This is a genomic window from Rothia sp. HMSC066H02, assembly GCF_001814995.1.
Lineage (GTDB): Bacteria > Actinomycetota > Actinomycetes > Actinomycetales > Micrococcaceae > Rothia > Rothia mucilaginosa.
In genome coordinates, this window is sequence record NZ_KV818684.1 from 292,475 (window position 1) to 313,864 (window position 21,390).

Annotated in this window: 17 protein-coding genes; 16 read left to right on the forward strand and 1 reads right to left on the reverse strand. The window is 59.1% G+C overall.

Annotation, left to right across the window (positions count from 1 at the left end):
- Window positions 1-257 precede the first annotated feature (257 nt).
- From HMPREF2999_RS06535 to HMPREF2999_RS06605, 15 genes are all read left to right on the forward strand, one after another.
- Window positions 258-908, forward strand: coding sequence for a hypothetical protein (locus tag HMPREF2999_RS06535; RefSeq protein ID WP_070676535.1), 651 nt, complete (start codon window positions 258-260; stop codon window positions 906-908).
- 87 nt (window positions 909-995) lie between these two features.
- A complete protein-coding gene (locus HMPREF2999_RS06540) occupies window positions 996-1,571 on the forward strand; it encodes an HIT family protein (protein ID WP_049350129.1) in 576 nt (191 codons plus the stop codon).
- Between the two features lie 548 nt (window positions 1,572-2,119).
- Window positions 2,120-3,286, forward strand: coding sequence for a hypothetical protein (locus HMPREF2999_RS06545; protein ID WP_070676533.1), 1,167 nt, complete (start codon window positions 2,120-2,122; stop codon window positions 3,284-3,286).
- 224 nt (window positions 3,287-3,510) lie between these two features.
- On the forward strand, window positions 3,511-4,794 hold the full coding sequence (locus HMPREF2999_RS06550) for a Mur ligase family protein (RefSeq protein WP_070543618.1): 1,284 nt from the start codon (window positions 3,511-3,513) through the stop codon (window positions 4,792-4,794).
- The gene (locus tag HMPREF2999_RS06555; protein WP_070676531.1) at window positions 4,794-5,561 is read left to right on the forward strand and encodes a type 1 glutamine amidotransferase; all 768 of its coding nucleotides are present in this window, start codon (window positions 4,794-4,796) and stop codon (window positions 5,559-5,561) included. The genes HMPREF2999_RS06550 and HMPREF2999_RS06555 overlap by 1 nt, the downstream gene beginning before the upstream one ends.
- A 133-nt stretch (window positions 5,562-5,694) precedes the next feature.
- Complete coding sequence (locus HMPREF2999_RS06560) at window positions 5,695-6,453, forward strand: YebC/PmpR family DNA-binding transcriptional regulator (RefSeq protein ID WP_005505854.1); 759 nt, start codon at window positions 5,695-5,697, stop codon at window positions 6,451-6,453.
- Window positions 6,454-6,783: 330 nt separating this feature from the next.
- Window positions 6,784-7,440, forward strand: coding sequence for a crossover junction endodeoxyribonuclease RuvC (gene ruvC, locus HMPREF2999_RS06565; protein WP_049362705.1), 657 nt, complete (start codon window positions 6,784-6,786; stop codon window positions 7,438-7,440).
- Window positions 7,441-7,671: 231 nt separating this feature from the next.
- Window positions 7,672-8,292, forward strand: coding sequence for a Holliday junction branch migration protein RuvA (gene ruvA, locus HMPREF2999_RS06570; protein ID WP_005505871.1), 621 nt, complete (start codon window positions 7,672-7,674; stop codon window positions 8,290-8,292).
- Between the two features lie 171 nt (window positions 8,293-8,463).
- Window positions 8,464-9,450, forward strand: coding sequence for a Holliday junction branch migration DNA helicase RuvB (gene ruvB, locus HMPREF2999_RS06575; RefSeq protein ID WP_172855776.1), 987 nt, complete (start codon window positions 8,464-8,466; stop codon window positions 9,448-9,450).
- 385 nt (window positions 9,451-9,835) lie between these two features.
- Window positions 9,836-10,207 (forward strand): preprotein translocase subunit YajC, encoded by a 372-nt coding sequence (gene yajC, locus HMPREF2999_RS06580; protein ID WP_070676528.1) that lies wholly within the window; start codon window positions 9,836-9,838, stop codon window positions 10,205-10,207.
- A 99-nt stretch (window positions 10,208-10,306) separates the two neighbouring features.
- Complete coding sequence (gene secD, locus HMPREF2999_RS06585; RefSeq protein WP_070676526.1) at window positions 10,307-11,998, forward strand: protein translocase subunit SecD; 1,692 nt, start codon at window positions 10,307-10,309, stop codon at window positions 11,996-11,998.
- A 2-nt stretch (window positions 11,999-12,000) separates the two neighbouring features.
- Window positions 12,001-13,170 carry a protein translocase subunit SecF gene (gene secF, locus HMPREF2999_RS06590; RefSeq protein ID WP_070676524.1) on the forward strand — a complete coding sequence of 390 codons (1,170 nt, stop codon included), beginning with the start codon at window positions 12,001-12,003 and terminating at the stop codon, window positions 13,168-13,170.
- Between the two features lie 281 nt (window positions 13,171-13,451).
- Window positions 13,452-15,929, forward strand: coding sequence for a RelA/SpoT family protein (locus HMPREF2999_RS06595; RefSeq protein WP_070676522.1), 2,478 nt, complete (start codon window positions 13,452-13,454; stop codon window positions 15,927-15,929).
- Window positions 15,930-16,621: 692 nt separating this feature from the next.
- A complete protein-coding gene (locus HMPREF2999_RS06600) occupies window positions 16,622-16,870 on the forward strand; it encodes a hypothetical protein (protein WP_005508762.1) in 249 nt (82 codons plus the stop codon).
- Between the two features lie 261 nt (window positions 16,871-17,131).
- Window positions 17,132-17,989, forward strand: coding sequence for a CPBP family intramembrane glutamic endopeptidase (locus HMPREF2999_RS06605; RefSeq protein ID WP_070676520.1), 858 nt, complete (start codon window positions 17,132-17,134; stop codon window positions 17,987-17,989).
- 234 nt (window positions 17,990-18,223) lie between these two features.
- Here the strand turns inward: HMPREF2999_RS06605 and HMPREF2999_RS06610 are convergent, their stop codons facing one another.
- Window positions 18,224-19,492, reverse strand: coding sequence for a DUF349 domain-containing protein (locus HMPREF2999_RS06610; RefSeq protein ID WP_070676518.1), 1,269 nt, complete (start codon window positions 19,490-19,492; stop codon window positions 18,224-18,226).
- Window positions 19,493-19,795: 303 nt separating this feature from the next.
- Between HMPREF2999_RS06610 and hisS the strand changes: the two genes are divergently transcribed.
- Window positions 19,796-21,157, forward strand: coding sequence for a histidine--tRNA ligase (gene hisS, locus HMPREF2999_RS06615; protein WP_049350086.1), 1,362 nt, complete (start codon window positions 19,796-19,798; stop codon window positions 21,155-21,157).
- Window positions 21,158-21,390: the final 233 nt, after the last annotated feature.

Sequence of the window (21,390 nt, forward strand, 5' to 3'; positions counted from 1 at the left end):
GCGCGGAGTGTAAATTGGGGCTCGTGTGCGCGAAAAACCCTCAACTTAAGGTCTAATGTGACCAAACTATCTTTTTAAAAATGACCGCTACTGGTGAAACTCCTAGCCAGAGCCTATAAACTATCTACTGTGCCGGTTATCGAACGCCCTGTAGCCTCAATGCGCTACGGGGTGTTGTCGTATCCCCACCTCACTCACGGGGAGGCACCACTCAACTCACAAACTCACTCAAACACATACTCTGTTAGGACACGTTCGTGGCACCTAAGTCCACTCTGGGCGCGCTCGCTCTACTCGTCGGCGCGCTCTCTCTCACCGCGTGTGCACCCGCACCGAATAACGCCTCCGCAAGTGCGGTTGTTGACCCCGCAGCTTTTGAAACCGTCGAGCCCAGCGCCGTTCCCGCCCCCGGCGACGACAGCACCGGAATTAAGGCGGCGGTTAATGCCTCGCATGACCCGTCGATTCACCCGACCGCGACTCAGCCCACTGAGACCCCCGCGCCGGACAACACGAGCAACCAGGAGCCTGCCGCATACACCGCGGCGCCCATGCCTTCCTCGGCAGCCGTTGCGCGCTCGCAGAAAATCATGGACGGCACCTGGGTTCAGCAGGACTCTACCAACCTTGAGAACTACATGGACGCCGTCATTCACGACGGCATTATCGAGGTCACCTACCACCTGAACCACGAAGAGCTGGCAACCCCCTTCTGGGCTGGCACTTTCGAGGCGAAGACCGGCAACTTCAGCTACATTTCGCACGTGGACCGCGCGAAGCTGAGCCGCGCACCGTACGCTTCCGATAAGGAAACCAAGGAATTCACCATGGAGAACGGCGTGCTGAGCTTCCCCATGACCTATGAGGGTGCCACCCGCATCATTCACCTGGAAAAGCAGCACAGCTAAGCGCGCTGCCGGGGGAGTTATCTCATATCTGGCACGCATGACGGACGGAGCGTTCCCGTTGCCGCGTGCGGGCTATAGAATGGGACTATGAGCGAGAACACGACCCCCGAGCACGGCACCGCAGCCTCGGTGCAGGATTCCTTCGAGCTGCCCAGCGCGCCGGACCAGTTCCAGCGCCTGTGGACCCCTCACCGCACCGCCTACGTGAGCGGTGGCCAGAAGGACTACACCGAGAAGACCTGCCCCTTCTGCACTGCGCCCAGCCGCAGTGACGAGGAGTCGCTGATTGTGCACCGCGGCGAGCATGCCTTCGTGATTCTCAACCTCTACCCGTACAACCCCGGTCACCTGCTGGTCTGCCCGTACCGCCACATCCCGTTCTACGATGATGCGACCGAGGCAGAAACCATGGAGATTGCGCAGCTGACCCAGCTCGCCATGAAGGTTCTGCGCGAGGTGTCGCATAATGACGGCTTCAACATTGGCATTAATCAGGGCAAGGTGGGCGGCGCAGGCATTGCTGATCACCTGCATCAGCACATTTTGCCGCGCTGGAGTGGGGATACGAACTTCCTGCCGATTATCGCTCACACCAAGACCATGTCCCGCACGCTGGACGATATGCGTGTGGCCATCGCGGAGGGGTTTGCCCGCCTCAGCTAGATGGCGTGGCTCATCCGTCAGATAGTCCGGCTGAGCGGCTTGGTGATTTTGAAATTTTGCACTAATTGCTTCAATTTGCCAGCTAGTGCACAGAAATTCTGCGTCATAAATGCGCAGATTGGGCAGTCGATGCGTATTTGAATGATGTTATGTCCATTGGATATGGCAAAGTTTTAAATGCAGCGACGCTGCGGGGAAGCTTCCGGCTTCCAAAAACACCGCATAGCTCACCGAAAAATAGCGGTCACCGATCGCTTTCGGGCTTGGCAGGGTAAGCGCCCTGCCTCAACCACAGAGGTCAGCGCCTCAGCTGAGAACCCACCCCGTCGTGCGTGAACGCACGGCAACACTGCGAGGGGTGCGGATCAGCGTGAAGGACGCTGGCCTCTTTTTGTGTTCTGCGGATGCGCGTGGCAGATGCGTGTGGGGGCGAGCGCGCGGGGAATGTGCGGAACGTCTAGGGTGAGCCCGCCGGTCGTGCCACGAACCCGCCAGACCCGCTAGATTTGCCAGCACTAGATGTACCAGACCCGTTAGAGTGGAATGCTATGGACTACCCCAACCTGCTTGAGACTGCTTTCGACGAGTTTAGTGCTGCGCCCGCCGCCGGTAATAATGCCGCTGTCGGGGATTCAGCAGGCGCGCCGCAGCTGCTCATCTGGAGGCAGATCCGCTGGTCCAACCGCCGCCCGCTCATTGAGGTGGAACCGGTCGTGCCCGGCGGGGGTGCTGAAGGAGTTCATAACCGGGCATCTCAAGCGGAGGGAGAGAGCACCCCTAACCAGGAAAGAAGCCCCGCGCAGCGTGGCGTTCCGAGCGGGGTTCGCATCCAGATTCCGTTGACTCCCGGCGCCTATCTGGGGTTGCGTATTCCGCGCGATAGCGAGGGGGAACTCTACCGTTACTGCGCCGGCTACACCACCGGCACGAGCAATGACGCCGCCCCCGAATCCGCGGGAATCCGCCGCGTACCCTGCCCCGAGGGCACCCGCATCCAGAGTGGCCAGCAGTGCCCGCACTGCACCGCCCGCGACGAATTTACCGCCCTGCACAGCGCGCACCTGTACCCCGGAGCGCTCACCGAATCCATGCGCGCCTACGCCATGCTGGAGCATCGCCTCTACATCGCGACTTTCCCCGACGGCACGCACAAGGTTGGCACCAGCTCACTGCATTCGACCCCGCGCCGCCTGGACGAGCAGGCGGTCGCCACCGCCACCTACATTGCGCTCGCACCCGACGGCCTTGCTATTCGCCGCGCCGAGGACGCCGTGACCGCCCTCGCGAAGATTCCGCAGGTCAAGCAGATGGCGAGCAAGTACCGCGCCTGGACGAACCCGCTGCCCGGCGCACAGCTTCGTGTTGCCCACCAGGAGGCGGTCGCCCGCGCCCGCGAAGCGCTCGCCGAACTGGCACGTACCGATCCGGAGGTGCCGCTCACCGCCCTGGATGAGCCGTGGATTCCGTCGCTCGCCATGAACCGCCCGTACGCGACTCTGCGGGCGCAATCGCCCGAACCGCTGGCACCCTGTGATTCCGGTTTGGAGAGCGGGGCGGCTGGTTTCTTCTGTACGGGTGCGGCGGGTCAGTTTTTGAGCGCCCACACCGGCGATGCTGACGCGGCGTTCCTGGTGAATACTGCCGCGTGGCGGAATGTGCTTGTGGAGCCGGCGCAGGAGTTCACGCGGGTGAGGGTGCAGGGTTCTCTGTTCTAGATGGGTTCACTGTACTAGGCGGGCTCGCTGTTCTAGTACCCCCGGCGCTTCGCTCTAGCCGGAGCCCCGCGCCAATACCCTCACCCCAAAAACCCCGCCGCACCAAACGCCCACACCACCCCCTCCGCACAAAACCCCCTCACCAAAACCCCCGCACCCCGCCCCGTCCGGCATGAGCGAACGAGCCGGGCGGACCATTCAGCCGCTGGCGTGCGTGTACTAAAATGGTAAGCATGTCCAAACCCCTCATTCGTCTTCTCGGCCAGGGCGTACGCGCCGCGACTAAGCTTCGCGGCGGCGGTTCCGCCTTCCCCGGCCTTGTCATGGAAAAATTGCACCCCGACTTCGTCGCTGAAGAGCTCGCGAAGCTGCCCTACGGCGTGGTTGTTGTCTCCGGCACGAACGGTAAGACCACCACCACGAAGATGGCTGTGCAGCTGCTTGAAGCTCAGGGTCTGAAGGTTTTCACTAACCGCACCGGTTCGAACTTTGTGCGCGGTGTCGCTGCGGCACTGCTGGGCGAGATGACCCTCGGCGGCAAGCTTGACGCTGATATCGCTGTGCTTGAGCTGGACGAGGCGCACGCCGTGCACTTCGTGAAGGCCGTCAAGCCCGATTACGCTCTGCTGCTGAACGTTCTGCGTGACCAGCTGGACCGCTTCGGTGAGATTGACACGACCCGCCGCATGCTGGCGACCGTCGCCTCCGCAACGACCGGCACCGTGGTGCTCAACCGTGAGGACCCGCGCATCCGCTCCCTCGCTGAGAACGTGCAGCCTGGCGTGACCGTCAAGTACTACGGCCTGGATGAGTCCCTGCGCTCGTACTTCCCCTCGGATGATGAGATGCGCGGCGGCACCGTCGCGAAGGCAACCCTGCCCGAGGCAGACGTTACCCTGACCGCGTTCTCCGGCACCTCCGCAACCTTCGACCTGGCGGGTGTGGAGCGAGTCGGCGAGATTAACCTCTACGGCATTTACAACATCTTCAACGCGGCTGGCGCTATGGCACTGACCCGCGCCGTCATGGGCGAGAAGCTCAACGAAGATAAGCTCATCGCGGAGCTGGCGAAGATTACCCCCGCCTTCGGTCGCGGTGAGACCCTGAACGTGAACGGCCGCCCGCTGCAGCTGCTGCTGGTGAAGAACCCGAGCGGTTTCCGCCTGTCCCTGGCGAGCGCGAACGCTGACGACTACGCAACCATGATCACGATTAACGACCAGTACGCTGACGGTCGTGACGTGTCCTGGCTGTGGGATGTTGACTTCGACAGCTTGAAGAAGACCGGCGTGCAGATGGTTTCGGGTGTGCGCGCCTGGGATATGGCGCTGCGCCTGGAGCATGACGGCGTGAAGGTTGACGAGGTCAACGAGAACCTCGCCGATGCGCTCAAGGGCTTCATTGCCTCCAGCGGTAACGCGCCCATGCGTATTTTCTGCACCTACACCGCAATGCTGGCTCTGCGTGAAGAGCTCGCAAAGATCACTGACGTTGAGAGGGTTTCCTAATGACGGCAACTCACACTTTTGAGGGCACCCCCGCCTCCGGCCCCAATAACGGTAAGACTCTGCGTATTCTGCAGCTGTACCCGCTCGACATGAACATTTACGGCGACTGGGGTAACACTCTGGCGTTGGCTCGTCGCGCGCAGGTGCACGGCTTTGACGTGCAGATTCTGGACCACAACCCCGGTCAGCCTTTCCCGGAAGATGTTGATATTATTCTGGGCGGCGGCGGCCAGGACTCGGGTCAGTCCGTGATTCAGGATGACCTGCACGCGAACGGTGACACGCTGCGCTCGCTGGCTGAGGCTGGCGTGCCAATGCTCGTCATTTGTGGCCTGTACCAGCTGTTCGGCAAGGAATTCCGCACCCGTGAGGGTGAGGTGCTGAAGGGTATCGGCATTTTTGATGCGCACACGGTCGGCGGCGATGACCGCCTGATCGGCAACATTGTTGAGGAGTCTGAGGAGTTCGGCACCGTGATTGGTTTTGAGAACCACTCGGGCCTGACCTACCTGGGTTCCGGCTGCACCCCGCTGGCTACCGTCACTAAGGGTGAGGGTAACAACGTGACCGATGCGTATGAGGGTGCGCGCGTGCACAATGTGATTGGCACCTACCTGCACGGTTCGCTGCTGCCGAAGAACCCGAAGATTTCGGACTACCTGATTGAGCAGGCGGCTCAGCGTAAGTTTGGCGAGTTCACGCCGAACACGATTGACGACTCGCTGGTGGAGAAGGCGCGCGCTTCGGCTGCGTCCCGCCCCCGCTAGCCTATTCCTGGTGGTGGCGTGCACTTTCTGAGGTGGTGTGCGCCTCCGCTACGGTATAGTTGATTGAGTTATAGTACAGTGCGCGGGGCGTTTCGCCGTGTCCGTGCAGAGGTTTTGACTAAGGGAGATACGAATGTCCGGTCACTCTAAATGGGCGACTACTAAGCACAAGAAGGCTGCTATCGACGCTAAGCGCGCGAAGGCTTTCGCGAAGTTCATTAAGGCAATTGAAGTTGCAGCACGTATGGGCGGCGCTGATATTGCTGGTAACCCCGCTCTTGACCTGGCTGTGTCGAAGGCGAAGAAGAACTCCGTTCCTAACGACAACATTGACCGCGCAATCAAGCGTGGCGCTGGCCTGACCGGTGAGACCATTGACTACACCGAAATCATGTACGAAGCACGCGGCCCGCAGGGTACCGCTCTGTACATTGAGTGTCTGACCGATAACCGTAACCGCGCAGCGTCTGAGGTTCGCCTGGCTGTGACCCGTAACGGCGGCACCATGGCTGACCAGGGTTCGGTTGCGTTCCTGTTCGAGCGTAAGGGCGTTGCTGAGGTCACCAAGACTGACGGTCTGACCGAGGACGACGTTCTGATGGCTGTTCTGGATGCAGGTGCCGAAGAGGTTCTGGACGAGGGCGATATCTTCACCGTTGTGTCCGCAGCGACCGACCTGCCCGAGATCCGTAAGGCACTGGACGAGGCTGGCCTGGAGTACAACAACGACGACCCGGTCTTCCGCCCGACCATGCAGGTTGACCTGGACGCTGAGGGTGCTAAGAAGTTCATGAAGCTGGCAGACGCTATTGAAGAGCTCGACGACGTTCAGAACGTCTACTCGAACGCTAACGTTTCTGCTGAGGTCATGGCAGAGCTGGAAGCTGAGTAATCACAGCTGAGTAATCACTCGCATTCTGATATCTGATGCTTGAAGAAGCCGCTCCTTTAACCGAGCCGCCGTAGGGTGGCCGGTTGGGGGAGTGGCTTCTTAGCGTCTGGGCTGTATTGCCTGCGATACCGCATTTTGGGGATGCGCTGGGTACTTTTCGCGGGGCGCGCGGTGACTGTTCACGCGGTGATTGTTTACGCGGTGACCGTGCTCGTGGCACACCCCGGTGCCGGGTGCTAGGATTCTGAAGGGCTAGGATCTAGAGATTCTATAGGGAGTTTGTCGAAAGGGGAGATGATGGCTGCCGTTCAACCTGCCGCACGCGATAGCATGCGTGAGAACCGTACTGCCGCCGCTGTGGAGCGTGTGCCGGGTGCAACCCGCATCATGGGTGTTGACCCGGGTCTGACCCGCTGCGGCTTCTCCATGCTCGATATGACCGCCGACCGTAAGGCGCACTTCGTGAACGTGGGTGTTGCCGGCACGATCCCGGCAGAGTCTCTGGACCAGCGTATTCTCTGGATTTTCAACGCCGCCTCCCACTGGCTCGACACCTATAAGCCGGATGCCCTGGCGATTGAGCGTATCTTCGCTCAGGAGCAGGTGAACACGGTGATTGGTACGGCGCACGCTTCGGGCGCGGTGATTTCTGCGGCGGCAATGCGCGGCGTGCCGGTGTTCTTCCATACCCCCTCGGAGGTGAAGGCGGCGGTGACCGGTAGCGGCCGCGCCGATAAGGCGTCGGTGGGTCGTATGGTGACCCGTATTTTGGGGCTGGATTCCATGCCGAAGCCCGCCGATGCTGCCGATGCCCTGGCGATTGCGATCTGTCACGGCTGGCGTGGCGGCGGCATCGGTTCGGGTATCAACATGGCGGCCCAGACGCAGACTCACCAGGGTTCACGCCCGGCGCAGGCTCGCCGTGGCGGGTCGTTGACTCCGGCGCAGCGTGCCTGGATGGAGGCGGAGGCGCGCGCTCGCCGCTAGAGGTGCCGCCACTAGAGGGGGCCTTCGCGGGCCTGTGTGCCGTCTCCTGTTGGCTCGCATGTATTCGCTAAGAAGTTCGAATATATGCTTGATTTCAGAAGAAATATTCTAATATACTTGTAGTGTCTCCCCGTGAACTGGGGGAGTGCGTTCTGCGGGTGCCGGAGTTCCCGGTGCCCTCACACTGCCGCGAGCCTTATTCCTGGGCGCGGTGTTGAAAGGTGGAGAGAAATGATTGCATCCCTGACCGGTCGTGTGGCTCAGGTGGGCCTTGATCACGCGGTGATTAACGTGAACGGTTTCGGCATGCTTGTGTACGCTACTGCGCGTACTCTCTCCAAGCTGCGCACCGGTGAGGAAGCTACCGTGCTGACCACCATGATTGTGCGTGAAGAGTCGATGACTCTGTACGGTTTTTCGGAGCCTGCCGAGCGTGAAGTGTTCGATATGATGCTTTCGGTTTCCGGTATTGGTCCGCGTATTGCGCTGGCGGTGTTGAGCGTTCACACTGCCGCTGAGGTGGAGCGCGCCGTGGCGACCGGTGACGATAAGGCGTTCACGAAGGTTCCCGGTATTGGTCCGAAGGGTGCCCGCCGTATTGTGCTGGAGCTTGCCGGCAAGCTGATTCTCAGCGATGGCCAGACCGATGAGCTGCCGCTGAGCCAGGGCATTGTCTGGAAGCCGCAGGTGCTTGACGCTCTCACCTCCTTGGGCTGGAGCGAGAAGGACGCTTCCGCCGCTATTGACGCTTACGTGCAGCACAACCCTGCCGCAGAGACTGAGCCGGTGGGTGTGGCTCTGCGTGGTGTGCTCGCCTCCTTGGGTACTCAGAACACGGTGGGCCGCCACTAAGCGGCGCGCCCTGTTCGACGTATCCCACTCAAACTTTTGTGAAAGAAGAATTCTATGAGCCAGAATCCCTATGAGCCGCAGCCCGCGGCGTCCCTGGTTTCCGGCGGGTATTTTCCCGGTCAGGTGCCCGGCACTCAGGCATCTTCAGCTCCCGCCCAGCGCCTGGTGGCGATGGAAGAAGAGCCTGAAGAGAAGATGATTGAGGCGGCACTGCGCCCTAAGTCCCTGGACGACTTTGTGGGTCAGCGCCGTGTGCGTCAGCAGCTGTCCCTGGTGCTGGAGGCTTCAAAGATGCGTGGCCGTAGCGCCGACCATGTGCTGCTGTCGGGCCCTCCCGGTCTGGGTAAGACCACTCTCGCGATGATTATTGCGGCGGAGATGGAGGCGCCGCTGCGCATCACCTCGGGCCCGGCGATTCAGCATTCGGGTGATTTGGCGGCGATTCTGTCCTCGCTGACCCCCGGTGAGGTGTTGTTCCTGGATGAGATCCACCGTATGAGCCGCCCAGCTGAGGAAATGCTCTACATGGCGATGGAAGATTTCCGTGTGGACATTGTGGTCGGTAAGGGTGCGGGTGCGACCTCCATTCCGCTGGAGCTACCGCAGTTCACCCTCGTGGGTGCGACGACCCGTGCGGGCCTGCTACCCGGTCCTCTGCGTGACCGTTTTGGTTTTACCGGTCACCTGGAGTTCTACTCGGTGGAGGAGCTTGAGCTGGTGCTGCGCCGCAGCGCGGGCCTGATGGACATGCAGATTACCTCCGAGGGTTTCACCGAGATTGCCGGTCGTTCTCGTGGCACGCCCCGTATTGCGAACCGTCTGCTGCGTCGTGTGCGTGACTGGGCGCTGGTGAACGGCGTGGACCGGATTAACGCGACCGATGCCGCAACCGCGCTGGATATGTACGAGGTGGATTCGCGCGGCCTGGACCGTCTGGACCGCGCCGTGCTGGAGGCGCTGATTCACAAGTTCGGCGGCGGCCCGGTGGGTCTGTCCACCCTCGCCATTGCGGTGGGTGAAGAGACGGAGACCGTGGAGACGGTTGCCGAGCCGTACCTGGTGCGTGAGGGCCTGATTGGTCGTACCCCGCGCGGTCGTGTGGCTCTGCCCGCGGCGTGGGAGCACCTCGGCTTGGAAGCGCCGGAGATTCAGCTCTAGATCCGTATCAGCTTTAGGCCCGCACCAGCTGATAACACAGTAAGCCCGTGGGAGGTATCCGCCTCCTGCGGGCTTCTCTGTACGCCCGGTAGCTCTTCTGTAGGGACGGTAGCTCTTCTGCGGGCGCGGCAAGCTTTTCTACCGGTTCTGCAGGCGCTGTCGGGTTCCATTGGGCTCTTGCCGGGCTCTGCCGGTCTTTACCAGCGACATAAAATTACGCCGAGAGAGTCCAAAACTCAGGTTAACCTCACAAAAACGCTGGTTCGGGTCACTAAAGCTCATGCTCTCGCGTAGGATGGATACGTACTGTATCTACGATTCCACACCTTCTGGTACGCTCAACCCTCGCGGTGAGCGGCATGGGTGCGGATGTGAAAGTGAGACCATGGATCTTAACTTCCTCATCAACGTCATCATGACGATTGTCTTCTTTGCTGCAATTTTTTGGATTTTTACTTCCGCTAAGAAGAACCAGCAGAAGCAGCTTGAGGCGCTGCAGGCAATGCGACGTGCACTCGTCCCCGGTGATCAGGTGATGACTGCTTCCGGCGTCTACGGCACCGTTGTCAGCACTGACATTGAGAACAACAAGCTGCAGCTTCAGATTGCAGAGGGCGTTGTGATTACTGCGTCCATGAACGCGATCCTGAACCTTGTTGAGGATGAAGCCCCCGCAGCGCCCCTGACCGAGGACGCGTACGAGGCTACCGCATCCGAAGCTCCCGCTTCCGATACCACTTCTGATACTGCTAAGTAATTCAGAGCGTATGAGCCCGGCGCCCAGTGAGCGGCGTCGGGTTTTCGCGTTACGGAATCTGTAGAACACTCAATACTATTCACACGAAGAAGGAACATTATGGCTAAGCGTTCACCGCTTGCAGCCGCGCGAGGGGCGCTCCTCTCGATGGTCCTGCTCATGGTTGTTATGGCTGCCGGTATTTTCGGCACCACCTACGCGGGAGGTTCTTGGGCACCGAAGCTCGCCCTGGATCTTTCGGGTGGTACTCAGATGATTCTTTCTCCGAAGGTCAATGGCTCTTCGGATGAGAACGTCTCCCAGGAGCAGTTGAACCAGGCGGTTGAGATTATTCGTCAGCGCGTTGATGGTGCCGGCGTTTCGGAGGCGGAGGTTACCACCTCCTTCGGCTCGGGTAATAACGTGGTTGTTTCGGTTCCCGGAACGATTAGCGCTGAGACTCGTCAGCTGATTCAGGCGTCTGCAAATATGACGTTCCGCCCGGTGCTGCTGTCTGGTGCCGGTACTGCGGTGGCTGAGGATGCCCGCACTGCGGACGATAAGCTGCCCAAGCCGTCCGCGGAGCCGACTGATGGTTCTGACCGTAACTGGATTACTGCGGACCTGTACAAGCAGTATGAGGCGAAGGACTGCACCGCGGCACGTAATGAGGACGCCGATAGCGCGGACCCGACTAAGCCGATGGTGGCGTGTTCCACTGACGGTCAGGAGAAGTACATTCTGGGTCCTGTGGAGCTGAGCGGTAGCGATATTTCTACCGCAAGCCACTCGCAGGAGACGAGCGGCCAGGGCGTGACTACGGGCCGTTGGGCTGTGAACATTCAGTTCAACGATGCTGCTCGTGAGAAGTTCCAGAATATTACTTCTCGCCTGAACGCGATTCGTGCACAGAACGCAAACGATCCGCGTGCCCGCTTCGCGATTCTGCTGGACGGCAAGGTGCTGTCCTCCCCGGTGTCGCAGGCAGTGATTTCTGATGGTAAGCCGCAGATTACCGGTAACTTCACCGAGCAGGAGGCGAAGGCTCTCGCCGATCAGCTCAAGTACGGTGCCCTGCCGATTAGCTTCACGATCCAGTCGGAGCAGCAGATTTCTGCGACCCTGGGTTCGGAGCAGCTGCGTGTGGGTCTGCTGACCGGCCTGATTGGTCTGCTGCTGGTGTTCGTGTACTCGCTGTTCCAGTACCGTCTGCTGGGCTTTGTCACGATGATGTCGCTGATTGTTGCAGGCATCATTTCGTACGAGGCGATTGCGCTGCTGGGTTGGGCGTTGAACTACCGCCTGTCCCTGGCTGGTGTGGCGGGTCTGATTGTGGCGATTGGTGCTACGGCTGACTCGTTCATCGTCTACTTTGAGCGTATCCGTGATGAGATCCGTGCGGGCCGCACGATCCCGTCGGCGGTGAATCACGGTTGGCAGCGTGCATCCCGCACTATTTTGGCGTCGAAGGCTGTGAACCTGCTGGCTGCTGTGGTGCTGTACGTGGTGTCGGTTGGTTCGGTGAAGGGCTTCGCGTTCACTCTTGGTTTGACTGCGATTGCTGACCTTGTGGTCGTGTACCTGTTCACCCACCCGATGTTGACTCTGCTGGCGAATACCCGCTACTTCGGTGAGGGTCACCGCCACTCGGGCTTGTCGCCTGAGTCGCTGGGCGCTACGCCGCTGTACCGTGGTGCCGGTCGCCTCCGCAGCCCGGAGGAGAAGCAGCTGAGCATTGCTGAGCGTCGCCGTGCAGAGCGTGCTGCCGCTGAGGCTGACGAGTCTGCTTCTGATGAGAAGAAGGAGAGCTAAGCATGGCTACCGATGTGAAACCTAATGCTTTTGCCCGCTTCGGTAATGACCTGCATTCGGGTGCCCGCTCGTACCCCTTCGTGGGTAAGCGCCGCCTGTGGCTGGCGTTGGCTACGCTGCTGATGGCGGTGTCGGTCCTGATCCCGTCGGTGAGCGGCGGCTTCAACCTGGGTATTGATTTCCGTGGTGGTTCGGAGTTCGTGGTCTCGAAGACCGCGCACGTTGATACTGCTACGGGTGAGCGCGTTATTCACGAGAAGGCGAAGGACGCCTCCGATGTTCGCGTGACTAATATTGCGCCGGGTACGATTCGTGCCCAGATGAGCAAGCTCAGCGATGATGAGACTCTGCAGGTAAAGGCGGCTCTGCAGGAGGCGTACGGCGTCTCTGAGAATGACGTGACCTCCTCGTTTGTGGGCCCGACCTGGGGTGCGGATGTGACCCGTCAGGCGTTCTGGGGTCTGGTCGCGTTTGTGGTGCTGGCGCTGATTGGTATGGCGTTCTACTTCCGTACCTGGAAGATGTCGCTGGCGTCTATTGCGGGCCTGTTCTTCACCGTGGTGGTGACGGTTGGCCTGTACGCCGCGTTCGGCTTCGAGATTACTCCGAGTGCAATTATTGGTTTCTTGACGATTCTGAGCTACTCGCTGTACGACTCGGTGGTGGTGTTCGATAAGATCCGCGAGAACACGGATGGCGTGCTTGAGCGCCGCGACACGACCTTTGCCGAGCAGATTAACCTGGCGGTGAACCAGACCCTGGTCCGTTCGATTAACACCGCTATTGTGGGTGTTCTGCCGGTGGGCGCGATCCTGTTCATTGGTGCGTTCATCCTGGGTGCGGGTACTTTGCAGGACCTGTCCCTGTCGCTGTTCGTGGGTATTCTGGTGGGCATGTTCGGTACGCTGTTCGTGTCTGCGCCGCTGTATGCTTCGCTGCGTTTGGGTGAGCCCCAGATTCGTGAGCACACCGCGAAGGTGGAGAGCGGCAGCTTCAAGGACGCTGAGGATGCTGACGAGGCTGAGGGTGACTCTTCGGAGGAGCTCGCCGAGGCTGAGAAGGCTGAGGAATCTGCTGACAAGGCGTTCGAGGACGAGAAGGCAACCGAGAAGCCCGCTAAGAAGCCGGCACGTGCAACCATTGAGATTCACCGCGTGAACCTGAACGGTTAGCCAGCGTTCCGCCAGCGCTACTGGCGTTGCTAACGATAGGGGAGTCGATACCGAAAGGTGTCGGCTCCCCTTTAGCGTGCCCAATTATTTCCTAAACAACGCGCTCTGGTGTGTTAAAACGTCGCATAGTTTGGCGCGTTCCAGACCGCTGGGTAGGATAAGAAGTGAAGATACTGTGCGCTCGCGTTTGAGCCTGCTGATGGCTGGTTTGGCCGGTATAGCCCTCAACGATGAGGAACCTGAGTGTGCGGCTGATTATCTTGAGTCCGAAGGAGCCTGGAATGAGTGCAGAACCTGCCGTGAACACCAACGCTGAGAACCCTGCAGGGACCGCCGAGAAGCCCGCGGTTCGGCCCGCTGGCCCGATTCCTCTGCCTGAAACTGATTCGTCTGACGCAAAGAAGAAACGCGGCTCGCACCGCGTCATGGCTGCTGGCGGACGTGTGCCGAACCGCCTCGTCTTCGGTAGCCGCAGCAGCAAGATGGAAGCCTCCGACTCGCACGGCGGCACCATCCGTTTCTCCCCGATGATCGCGCCGGTCGTACGTGCCGTGCGCCGCTACCACCCGGATGAAGACATCCAGGTGCTGCAGCGCGCCTACGAGGTGGCGAACCGCTGCCACGAGGGTCAGAAGCGTAAGAGTGGCGACCCGTACATCACCCACCCTGTCGCTGTGACCGCGATTCTTGCGGAGATGGGCGCGACCGGCCCCGTGCTCGCCGCCGGCCTGCTGCACGACACCGTGGAAGACACCGACTACACGATGGAGCAGCTCACCGAAGAGTTCGGCGAGGAGGTCGCCTACCTGGTCGACGGCGTGACCAAGCTGGACAAGATGACCTACGGCGAAAACGCCTCCATTGAGACGATCCGTAAGCTCGTGCTGTCCATGAGCAAGGACATCCGCGTGCTGCTCATCAAGCTTGCCGACCGCCTGCACAACGCCCGCACCTGGCGCTTTGTGCCGCAGGCTTCTGCCGCGAAGAAGGCAGAAGAGACCCTGAAGATTTACGCGCCGCTCGCGCACCGCCTGGGCCTGAACACGATCAAGTGGGAGCTGGAGGACCTGTCCTTCGCCGCCATGAGCCCGGAGATTTACGCCGAAATGGTGCGCATGGTCGGCGAACGCACCCCCGCGCTCGAAAAGTTCCTGAACGAGGCGCGCACCAAGATTACGGACCGCCTGAAAGAGGTGGGCATCGACGCGACCGTGACGGGCCGCCCGAAGCACTACTATTCGATTCATCAGAAGATGAAGACGAAGGGCCGCAGCTTCGACGAGATTAACGACATCCTTGCCGTGCGCATCATGGTCGAGGAAGAGGCGGAATGCTACACCGTGCTTGGCCACGTGCTGTCCCTGTGGCCGTCGATGACTGGCCGCTTCAAGGACTACATTAAGAACCCGAAGAACAACAACTACCAGTCGCTGCACCTGACCGTGTACGGTCCGGGCAACCTGCCGCTTGAGATTCAGATCCGCACCTACAAGATGCACGAAGAAGCTGAGTACGGTGTGGCGGCGCACTGGCGCTACAAGGCGGCGTCGCGCGGCGAGAAGGTCGCTGCTCGTGGCGGCGCACCCGCGAAGGACCCGAAGGAGCCGGGCACCCAGACCTCGGCGATGATGAACGTCGGCATCCTGCAGTCCATTGCCGAGATTTCGAACTCCAACCCGGAGTCAGAGAAGTTCTACGAGTCGCTCGCTGACACCCTCGACACCGACGAAATCGTGGTCCTCACCCCCAACGGCGAGGCGATCGCCCTGCCCAACGGCTCCACCCCCGTGGACTTCGCCTACGCCATCCACAGTGAAGTCGGCGACCGCACCGTCGGCGCGAAGGTCAACGGCCGCCTTGTGCCGCTGCACACTGTCCTGCCCACCGGCGCGACCGTGGAGATTATGACCACGAAGAACGAAGACGCTGGACCCAGCGAGGACTGGCTGAAGTTCGTTCGCTCCTCACGCGCTCGCACGAAGATCCGCCAGTACTTCGCGAAGGAACGCCGCCTGGAGGCGCTGCTCGCCGGCCGCGAGATGCTCACCAAGAGCATGCGTAACAGTGAGCTGCCGCTGCAGAAGATGATGAGCCCGGAGATCATGACTCAGGTGGCTCAGCTGCTGCACAAGAATGATGTGGCGTCGCTGTACCGTGCGATTGGTGAGCACGAGATCGCGCCGAAGCAGGTCATTGACACCCTCGTTGAGGTGCACCGCGGCGACGAGCCAGCACCCGAGGTTGAGGTCAGCGACTTTGACGAGACGCTGCTGAAGTCCACCCGCAAGGCGATTGGCGATAACGGCGTGATTGTGCCGGGTGCTGAGGGTGTGCTGACGAAGATTGCGCGCTGCTGCACCCCGGTCCCGCCGGATGACATTATCGGCATTGTGACCCGCTACAACGGCATTTCGGTGCACCGTCGCGACTGCCCGAACATGCGTAACGCTGACGAGGAGCCGCGCGTGACGACGGTTGAGTGGGCGTCTTCGCCGACCGCTACGTACCGTGTGCAGATTCAGGTGGAGGCGCTGGACCGTAAGGGCCTGCTGAGCGACCTGATTCGTGCGATTTCTGAATCGGGCGTGAACATTCTGGATGCGCGCGTGCACACTTCGGAGGATCGTACCGTGGTGGACCGCTTCGCCCTGGAGCTGGGTGACCGTTTCATGCTGGAGCATGTGCTGAACGTGGTCCGTAACGTGACGGGCGTGTACAAGGCGTACCGCCTGACCGGCGCGAAGCCCTCGGAAGCGTAGGCTCTTTAGAAATATCCTTCATGTGTTGATTTTTGGGTGCTGGTTTTTGTACTCTTGAGTTAACCGTTCGGCCCGCTACTCTTGATGGAGTAGACGGGCCGGATTTCTATTTTCTGGTCTTTACGTTGAGAAGCCACATGTGTTTCGAAAAGCCACTTCTTTGGTGGCTTCTCGAAACACATGTGGCTTTTCGCCGTTAATCGGGGAAGGGGTGGGGGAACTTTCGATAGATTAGTGTCTTCACTACGGGTTAAAGACCCACGGCGAAGATACTAACCTATCGAAACAGCCAGTTACCCGCCATGTAATCTACCCCCTCTGCACAGCGCCGATTTTCGGTCATGAGTTAGTGACTTTGGCGGGGGTTAAAACCCCTGCCCAGAGTCACTAACCCATGGTCGAAGTCCGTAACTCATGACCGAATTTCCCGCGCGGCGTGTGGGAGGCGGGGCAACGGCGCACGGGAGGCAAGCCCGTCCGCACCTAATCTTCCGTGTGGCGGGGGAGTTTGGCAGGGGAGTCTGGCGGGGGAGCGCGCCTCCAGAAAACCCCTTGTCACCCAATATTTTTGTGTGTTTTCTCCGGCACGGGCGGTGCAGCCCCTTATCTTGTCAGGGGCGCCCCGTACCTTTGGTGGTAGAGAACAACGACGCGTTCTCGCCCACTCCGCCGAGCAACCAAAGGAGCCCCTCATGTACACGGTTGGTTACTACAATGACGAAGACTTCCGCGCTTTCTACTCCGGCCAGGACGCCGCCAACATTGACGACTTCTTCACTGACAACGGCGAATACCTCATGGCGTACCTGCCGGAGGTGACCGACCGCGAGTTCCTCGCCGGCCTCCGCTACGGTAACGGTTGCGACGCTCTCTGTCAGAGCGGATACGCCCTCGACGAGGCAGAAGAGGCCCTCCGCGACATGTATGCGCTCGCCGTGTAGCCGACCCGCCCACGCATGCCAGGTAGGCACCCCAAACCGTAGAGGTCCTGGTGTCTTTTGTTCAGGGGTTGAGAAGTCTATAAATCTGTGGTGCAGTAAATAGCGCTGTGATTATTATGGAAATGCTATTAGAAAATTAACGGACAATTAAAGGTATTTTAAAATTTGATGCAAAAGTGAAATGTGTCGAAGCTGATTTGATTCAGATGAATTTTAGGCAAGATGTTGCTATGTCGAGCTAGCGTAGGGAAGGGAGTTTTTATGTTGAGTAAGGAAATCAAGAAGAATACTGTTATGTTATGCTGGGTAATCTTTTTGCTCCTGATATTTGTTCATGGTTTTGAGGTAATCTTTCTCAAGACGGATGAAACTTTTTTTGGGGAGAACTTTATTAATAAACTATTTGGTATCGCTGTAGTTTTTATATTGCTACGGTACCTTAATTGGCGCTGGTCTGATATAGGGTTTAAGAGGATGGGGTTCGTTAAGAATGTGGGTCTAGGAATCCTGCTAGCCCTCTGTTCATTTATTATTTCGTATGGTATGGAAATTGCTCTCCTCAAGACTCAGGGATATGATGCTGGGTTTGGAATCTTCACAACAAGCTTTTCCTTGACAGGGGAGACAGTAGTCCATTCAGGACTCGGATTTATATTGATGTGTATTTTCTTCAATATAATAAATGTAGTTATGGAGGAAGGAGCATTTCGAGGGATTATTTATCAAATTGTTGCCATTGATCACTCCCTGAATTATGCCTTGTTTTTTCAGGCATTTTTATTTGGTGTATGGCATATTGTAACACCTATTCATAATTTAATTGATGGTGACATTAATTTAGAATCTTTCATAGCACTTAGTGTGAGTTACATCATTTTGGCAGGAATGATGGGTATTAAATGGGGGCTGCTCTATCGTATGACTGGCAGTCTATATGCCGGAATGGCTGACCACTTCTTCAATAACTGTATTGCAACAAATCTTCTTCATGTGATTACTGTGAATGGAGTGGATGAGATGATGATAGTCCGAGTAGTAATTGCGCAACTAATTTCTTTTGTAGTTGTTTTTCTGGTGTGGAAGAAACGCGAAAAGTCAGATGTGAGTTTTGAAAAATAACAAGGGAAAGAAGCACAACGGTCAGAAATGGGAAATCATGAATTATGAACAGGTCGATGACTAGCCCCTCCACCCGAGCCTAAAAGCCCGCACCCCGCAGGCAGCAGACCGCAGGCATCCTGCAGACACGCAGAAGCCACATGTGTTTCGAGAAGCCACCAAAGAAGTGGCTTTTCGAAACACATGTGGCTTCTCGGCGTTAATTAGACCGTTATTTAGGCCTTCGGCTAGACCTTAGTTGCCGAAGCCCTGCAGGGTTGCCGCCCAGGCGCGGCGCGCCTCCAGAGCTTCCTTAGCCTTGGCGATCTTCTTGGAGTCGCCGCCCTTTTCAGCTGCGGCGAGCTCTGCTTCCAGCTCGGCGAGGGAGTCCTCGATCTGTGCGAGCAGGGAGTTCGCGCGTGCCGCCTTGGCGGGGTCGTTGCGCTTCCACTTTGCCTCTTCGGCGCCGTTGATTTCGTCCTGAATACGGCGCAGTTCGCCGTCGACGCGGCGCAGGTCGTTGCGGGGTACGCGGCCTGCCGCATCCCAGCGGTCCAGGATCTTCTCGAAGGCTGCCTTCGCGCCCTCAATATCTTCGACGGGCAGGAGTGCGCGTGCTTCTTCGAGCAGTGCTTCCTTGACCTTGAGGTTTTCGGCGTAGACTGCGTCCTGCGCTGCTTCGGCTTCGTTGCGGGCGTTGAAGAACACGTCCTGTGCCGCGCGGAAGCGTGCCCACAGCTTGTCGTCTTCGCGACGGTGGCCGCGGGGTACCTGCTTCCAGGCGCGCATCAGGTCGCCGTATACGCGGGAAGTCTCGGACCAGTCAGTCGAGGTGGACAGCTCTTCCGCACGTGCAATCAGCTCTTCCTTGGCGCGCTTGATGCGTGCGTTGCGGTCGTCGAGCTGCGAGAAGTGTGCGCGGCGGTTGCGGTCGAAGGTGGTGCGGGCTGCACGGAAACGCTTCCACAGCTCGTCCTCTACGCTCTTTGCCAGGTGAATTTCGCGCTGTGCCTTCTTCCACGCTTCGAACAGTTCGTTCATGCGGGAGTGGGAGTTCTTCCAGTGGATCTGGTCGGGGTCCTGGCTGGCAATCTGCTCGGCTTCCGCGACGATTTCTTCGCGGACGGCGAGGGCGCGTTCACGGTTTTCGGTGCGTGCCTGCTGCTGCTTTTCGCCGAGTTCAGCGATCTGCTCTGCGAGGGAGATGAGGCGCTTCTGCAGGCCGGAGTAGTCACCGACCATGTTGCGCACACCGATCTGTGCACCGATGGAGGTGATGCCCTTCTGCAGGTCTGCGGCGGGGGCGTTGTTGGCGAGGCGGGATTCGAGCAGGGCAACCTGCGCCTCGACGTTTTCAAACTTGCGGGCGAAGTAGCTGAGCGCTTCTTCTTCGGAGGCGCCGGGCAGCTGGCCTACGGCGTATTCTTCGCCGTCGACAATGACGAAGACGTGGCCGTCCTCGGAGACGCGGCCGTACTGGCGTGCCTTTTCGAGGTTTACAGTGTCGTCGGGTTTGGTAGTCACCGCTATAACTCTTTCACTCGGGGGTGCTGGGGGTGGGGCGCCTTTGCGCTGTTCCCCGTGGTGGGCACCCGTTTGGGTGTGCGTGTGCACCTCCTAAGCATAGCCTCTGTGGGGTGTGTGTGAGTAGTGTCTGGTCGTGTTGTGTTGTGGGCGAACCTTCCGGCCGCGGGTTTGTGCGGGTTTGTGTCGGGTGAGCTGGGGGAGTGGGTGCTGTGCTGGGGTGGGTGTTGGTATGATGGGTAGATATGCCCGGAGGTGTTCCGGGGGTTTTGTTGTCGAGTTCTTTGTCAAGGAGTATCGCGTATGGCTCGCAAGGCTTCGCTGTCTGGTTTTCCCGAGTATCTTCCGGCTGAGCGGTTGGTTGAGAATCATGTTCTGGACACTTTGCGTGAGACTTTTGAGTTGCACGGTTTCTCCCCGATTGAGACTCGTTCGGTAGAGACTATTGAGCAGCTGCTGCGCAAGGGTGAGATTGACAAGGAAGTTTACGCAATTTCTCGCCTGCAGGAGGACGAGGCTGCGAAGGCTAAGGAAAAGCTGGCTCTGCATTTTGACCTGACTGTGCCCTTTGCCCGTTATGTGGTGGAGAACGCCGGTTACCTGAATTTCCCGTTCTCGCGTTACCAGATTCAGAAGGTGTGGCGTGGTGAGCGTCCGCAGGAGGGTCGTGCCCGCGAGTTCACTCAGGCTGATATTGACGTGGTTGGCGACGGCGAGCTGCCGTTCCGTTACGACGTGACCCTCGCGCTGGTCGTTGTTGATGCGCTGTCGAAGCTGCCGATTCCTGAGTTCAAGCTGCGTGTGAATAACCGCAAGCTGGCTGAGGGTTTCTACCTGGGCTTGGGTTTGACTGATACTGCGGCTGTTCTGCGTTCTATTGACAAGCTGGAGAAGATTGGTGCTGAGCGTGTGGCTGAGGAGCTGCAGGCTGAGGCTGGTGCGAGCGCGGATGCTGCCGCTGCCGCCCTGGAGCTGGCGCAGATCCGCACTGAGGATGCTTCTTTTGTGGAGCAGGTGCGTGCGCTTGCCGCTAAGTATTCGGTGGAGCATGAGCTGCTGGATCAGGGTCTTGCTGAGTTGGCTGAGGTCATTGAGGAGGCGGCTCGCCGTGCGCCGGGTAAGGTGCTGGCTGACCTGTCGATTGCTCGCGGTCTGGATTACTACACCGGCACCGTGTATGAGACTGTTCTGGTTGGTCACGAGTCGCTGGGTTCGATTTGCTCGGGCGGCCGTTATGAGTCGCTGGCGTCGAACGGTAAGAAGACGTACCCGGGTGTTGGCCTGTCGATTGGTGTGACTCGTGTGGTGGCTCGTATTCTGTCGCAGGGTTTTGCGCAGGCGAGCCGTAAGGTGCCTTCGGCTGTGTTTGTTGCCCTGACGAATGATGAGGGCTGGTCGGCCGCGAATGATGTTGCGGATGCGCTGCGTGCCCGCGGTATTGCCTGCGAGGTGTCTGCGAATGCGGCAAAGTTCGGTAAGCAGATTAAGTACGCTGAGAAGCGCGGCATTCCGTTCGTGTGGTTTATTTCGTCGGATGAGTCGGGTGCCCCGGTTCACGAGGTGAAGGATATCCGTTCGGGTGAGCAGGTTGCTGCTGATCCGGCTTCGTGGATGCCGCCGGCTGAGGACCTGCATGTTCAGATTGTGCGTGCTGAGGGCCTGTAAACATTAGGGGCCTGTCATCGTAGGGCCTGTAATGCCTGCGGTGTTTGGCCGCGGTAATATCTGGCTGCTGTAATAATTTGGTTACTGTAGCCTGCATATGGATGTGTACCCGCCTGGTGGGGAGGATGTTGGCCTCCCTGCCGGGCGGGTCTTTTGTGTGAGCCCAGATTCTCGATAGGTTAGTGTCTTCTCGATAGGCTAGTGTCTTCGCCGTGGGTCTTTAACCCGGGGTG

What these genes read in the sequence shown, in the direction of transcription:
- HMPREF2999_RS06540 (WP_049350129.1), top strand. Translation starts at nt 996, where the DNA reads ATGAGCGAGAACACGACCCCCGAGCACGGCACCGCAGCCTCGGTGCAG.
- HMPREF2999_RS06545 (WP_070676533.1), top strand. Translation starts at nt 2,120, where the DNA reads ATGGACTACCCCAACCTGCTTGAGACTGCTTTCGACGAGTTTAGTGCT.
- HMPREF2999_RS06550 (WP_070543618.1), top strand. Translation starts at nt 3,511, where the DNA reads ATGGTAAGCATGTCCAAACCCCTCATTCGTCTTCTCGGCCAGGGCGTA.
- HMPREF2999_RS06555 (WP_070676531.1), top strand. Translation starts at nt 4,794, where the DNA reads ATGACGGCAACTCACACTTTTGAGGGCACCCCCGCCTCCGGCCCCAAT.
- HMPREF2999_RS06560 (WP_005505854.1), top strand. Translation starts at nt 5,695, where the DNA reads ATGTCCGGTCACTCTAAATGGGCGACTACTAAGCACAAGAAGGCTGCT.
- ruvC (WP_049362705.1), top strand. Translation starts at nt 6,784, where the DNA reads ATGCGTGAGAACCGTACTGCCGCCGCTGTGGAGCGTGTGCCGGGTGCA.
- ruvA (WP_005505871.1), top strand. Translation starts at nt 7,672, where the DNA reads ATGATTGCATCCCTGACCGGTCGTGTGGCTCAGGTGGGCCTTGATCAC.
- ruvB (WP_172855776.1), top strand. Translation starts at nt 8,464, where the DNA reads ATGGAAGAAGAGCCTGAAGAGAAGATGATTGAGGCGGCACTGCGCCCT.
- yajC (WP_070676528.1), top strand. Translation starts at nt 9,836, where the DNA reads ATGGATCTTAACTTCCTCATCAACGTCATCATGACGATTGTCTTCTTT.
- secD (WP_070676526.1), top strand. Translation starts at nt 10,307, where the DNA reads ATGGCTAAGCGTTCACCGCTTGCAGCCGCGCGAGGGGCGCTCCTCTCG.
- secF (WP_070676524.1), top strand. Translation starts at nt 12,001, where the DNA reads ATGGCTACCGATGTGAAACCTAATGCTTTTGCCCGCTTCGGTAATGAC.
- HMPREF2999_RS06595 (WP_070676522.1), top strand. Translation starts at nt 13,452, where the DNA reads ATGAGTGCAGAACCTGCCGTGAACACCAACGCTGAGAACCCTGCAGGG.
- HMPREF2999_RS06600 (WP_005508762.1), top strand. Translation starts at nt 16,622, where the DNA reads ATGTACACGGTTGGTTACTACAATGACGAAGACTTCCGCGCTTTCTAC.
- HMPREF2999_RS06605 (WP_070676520.1), top strand. Translation starts at nt 17,132, where the DNA reads ATGTTGAGTAAGGAAATCAAGAAGAATACTGTTATGTTATGCTGGGTA.
- hisS (WP_049350086.1), top strand. Translation starts at nt 19,796, where the DNA reads ATGGCTCGCAAGGCTTCGCTGTCTGGTTTTCCCGAGTATCTTCCGGCT.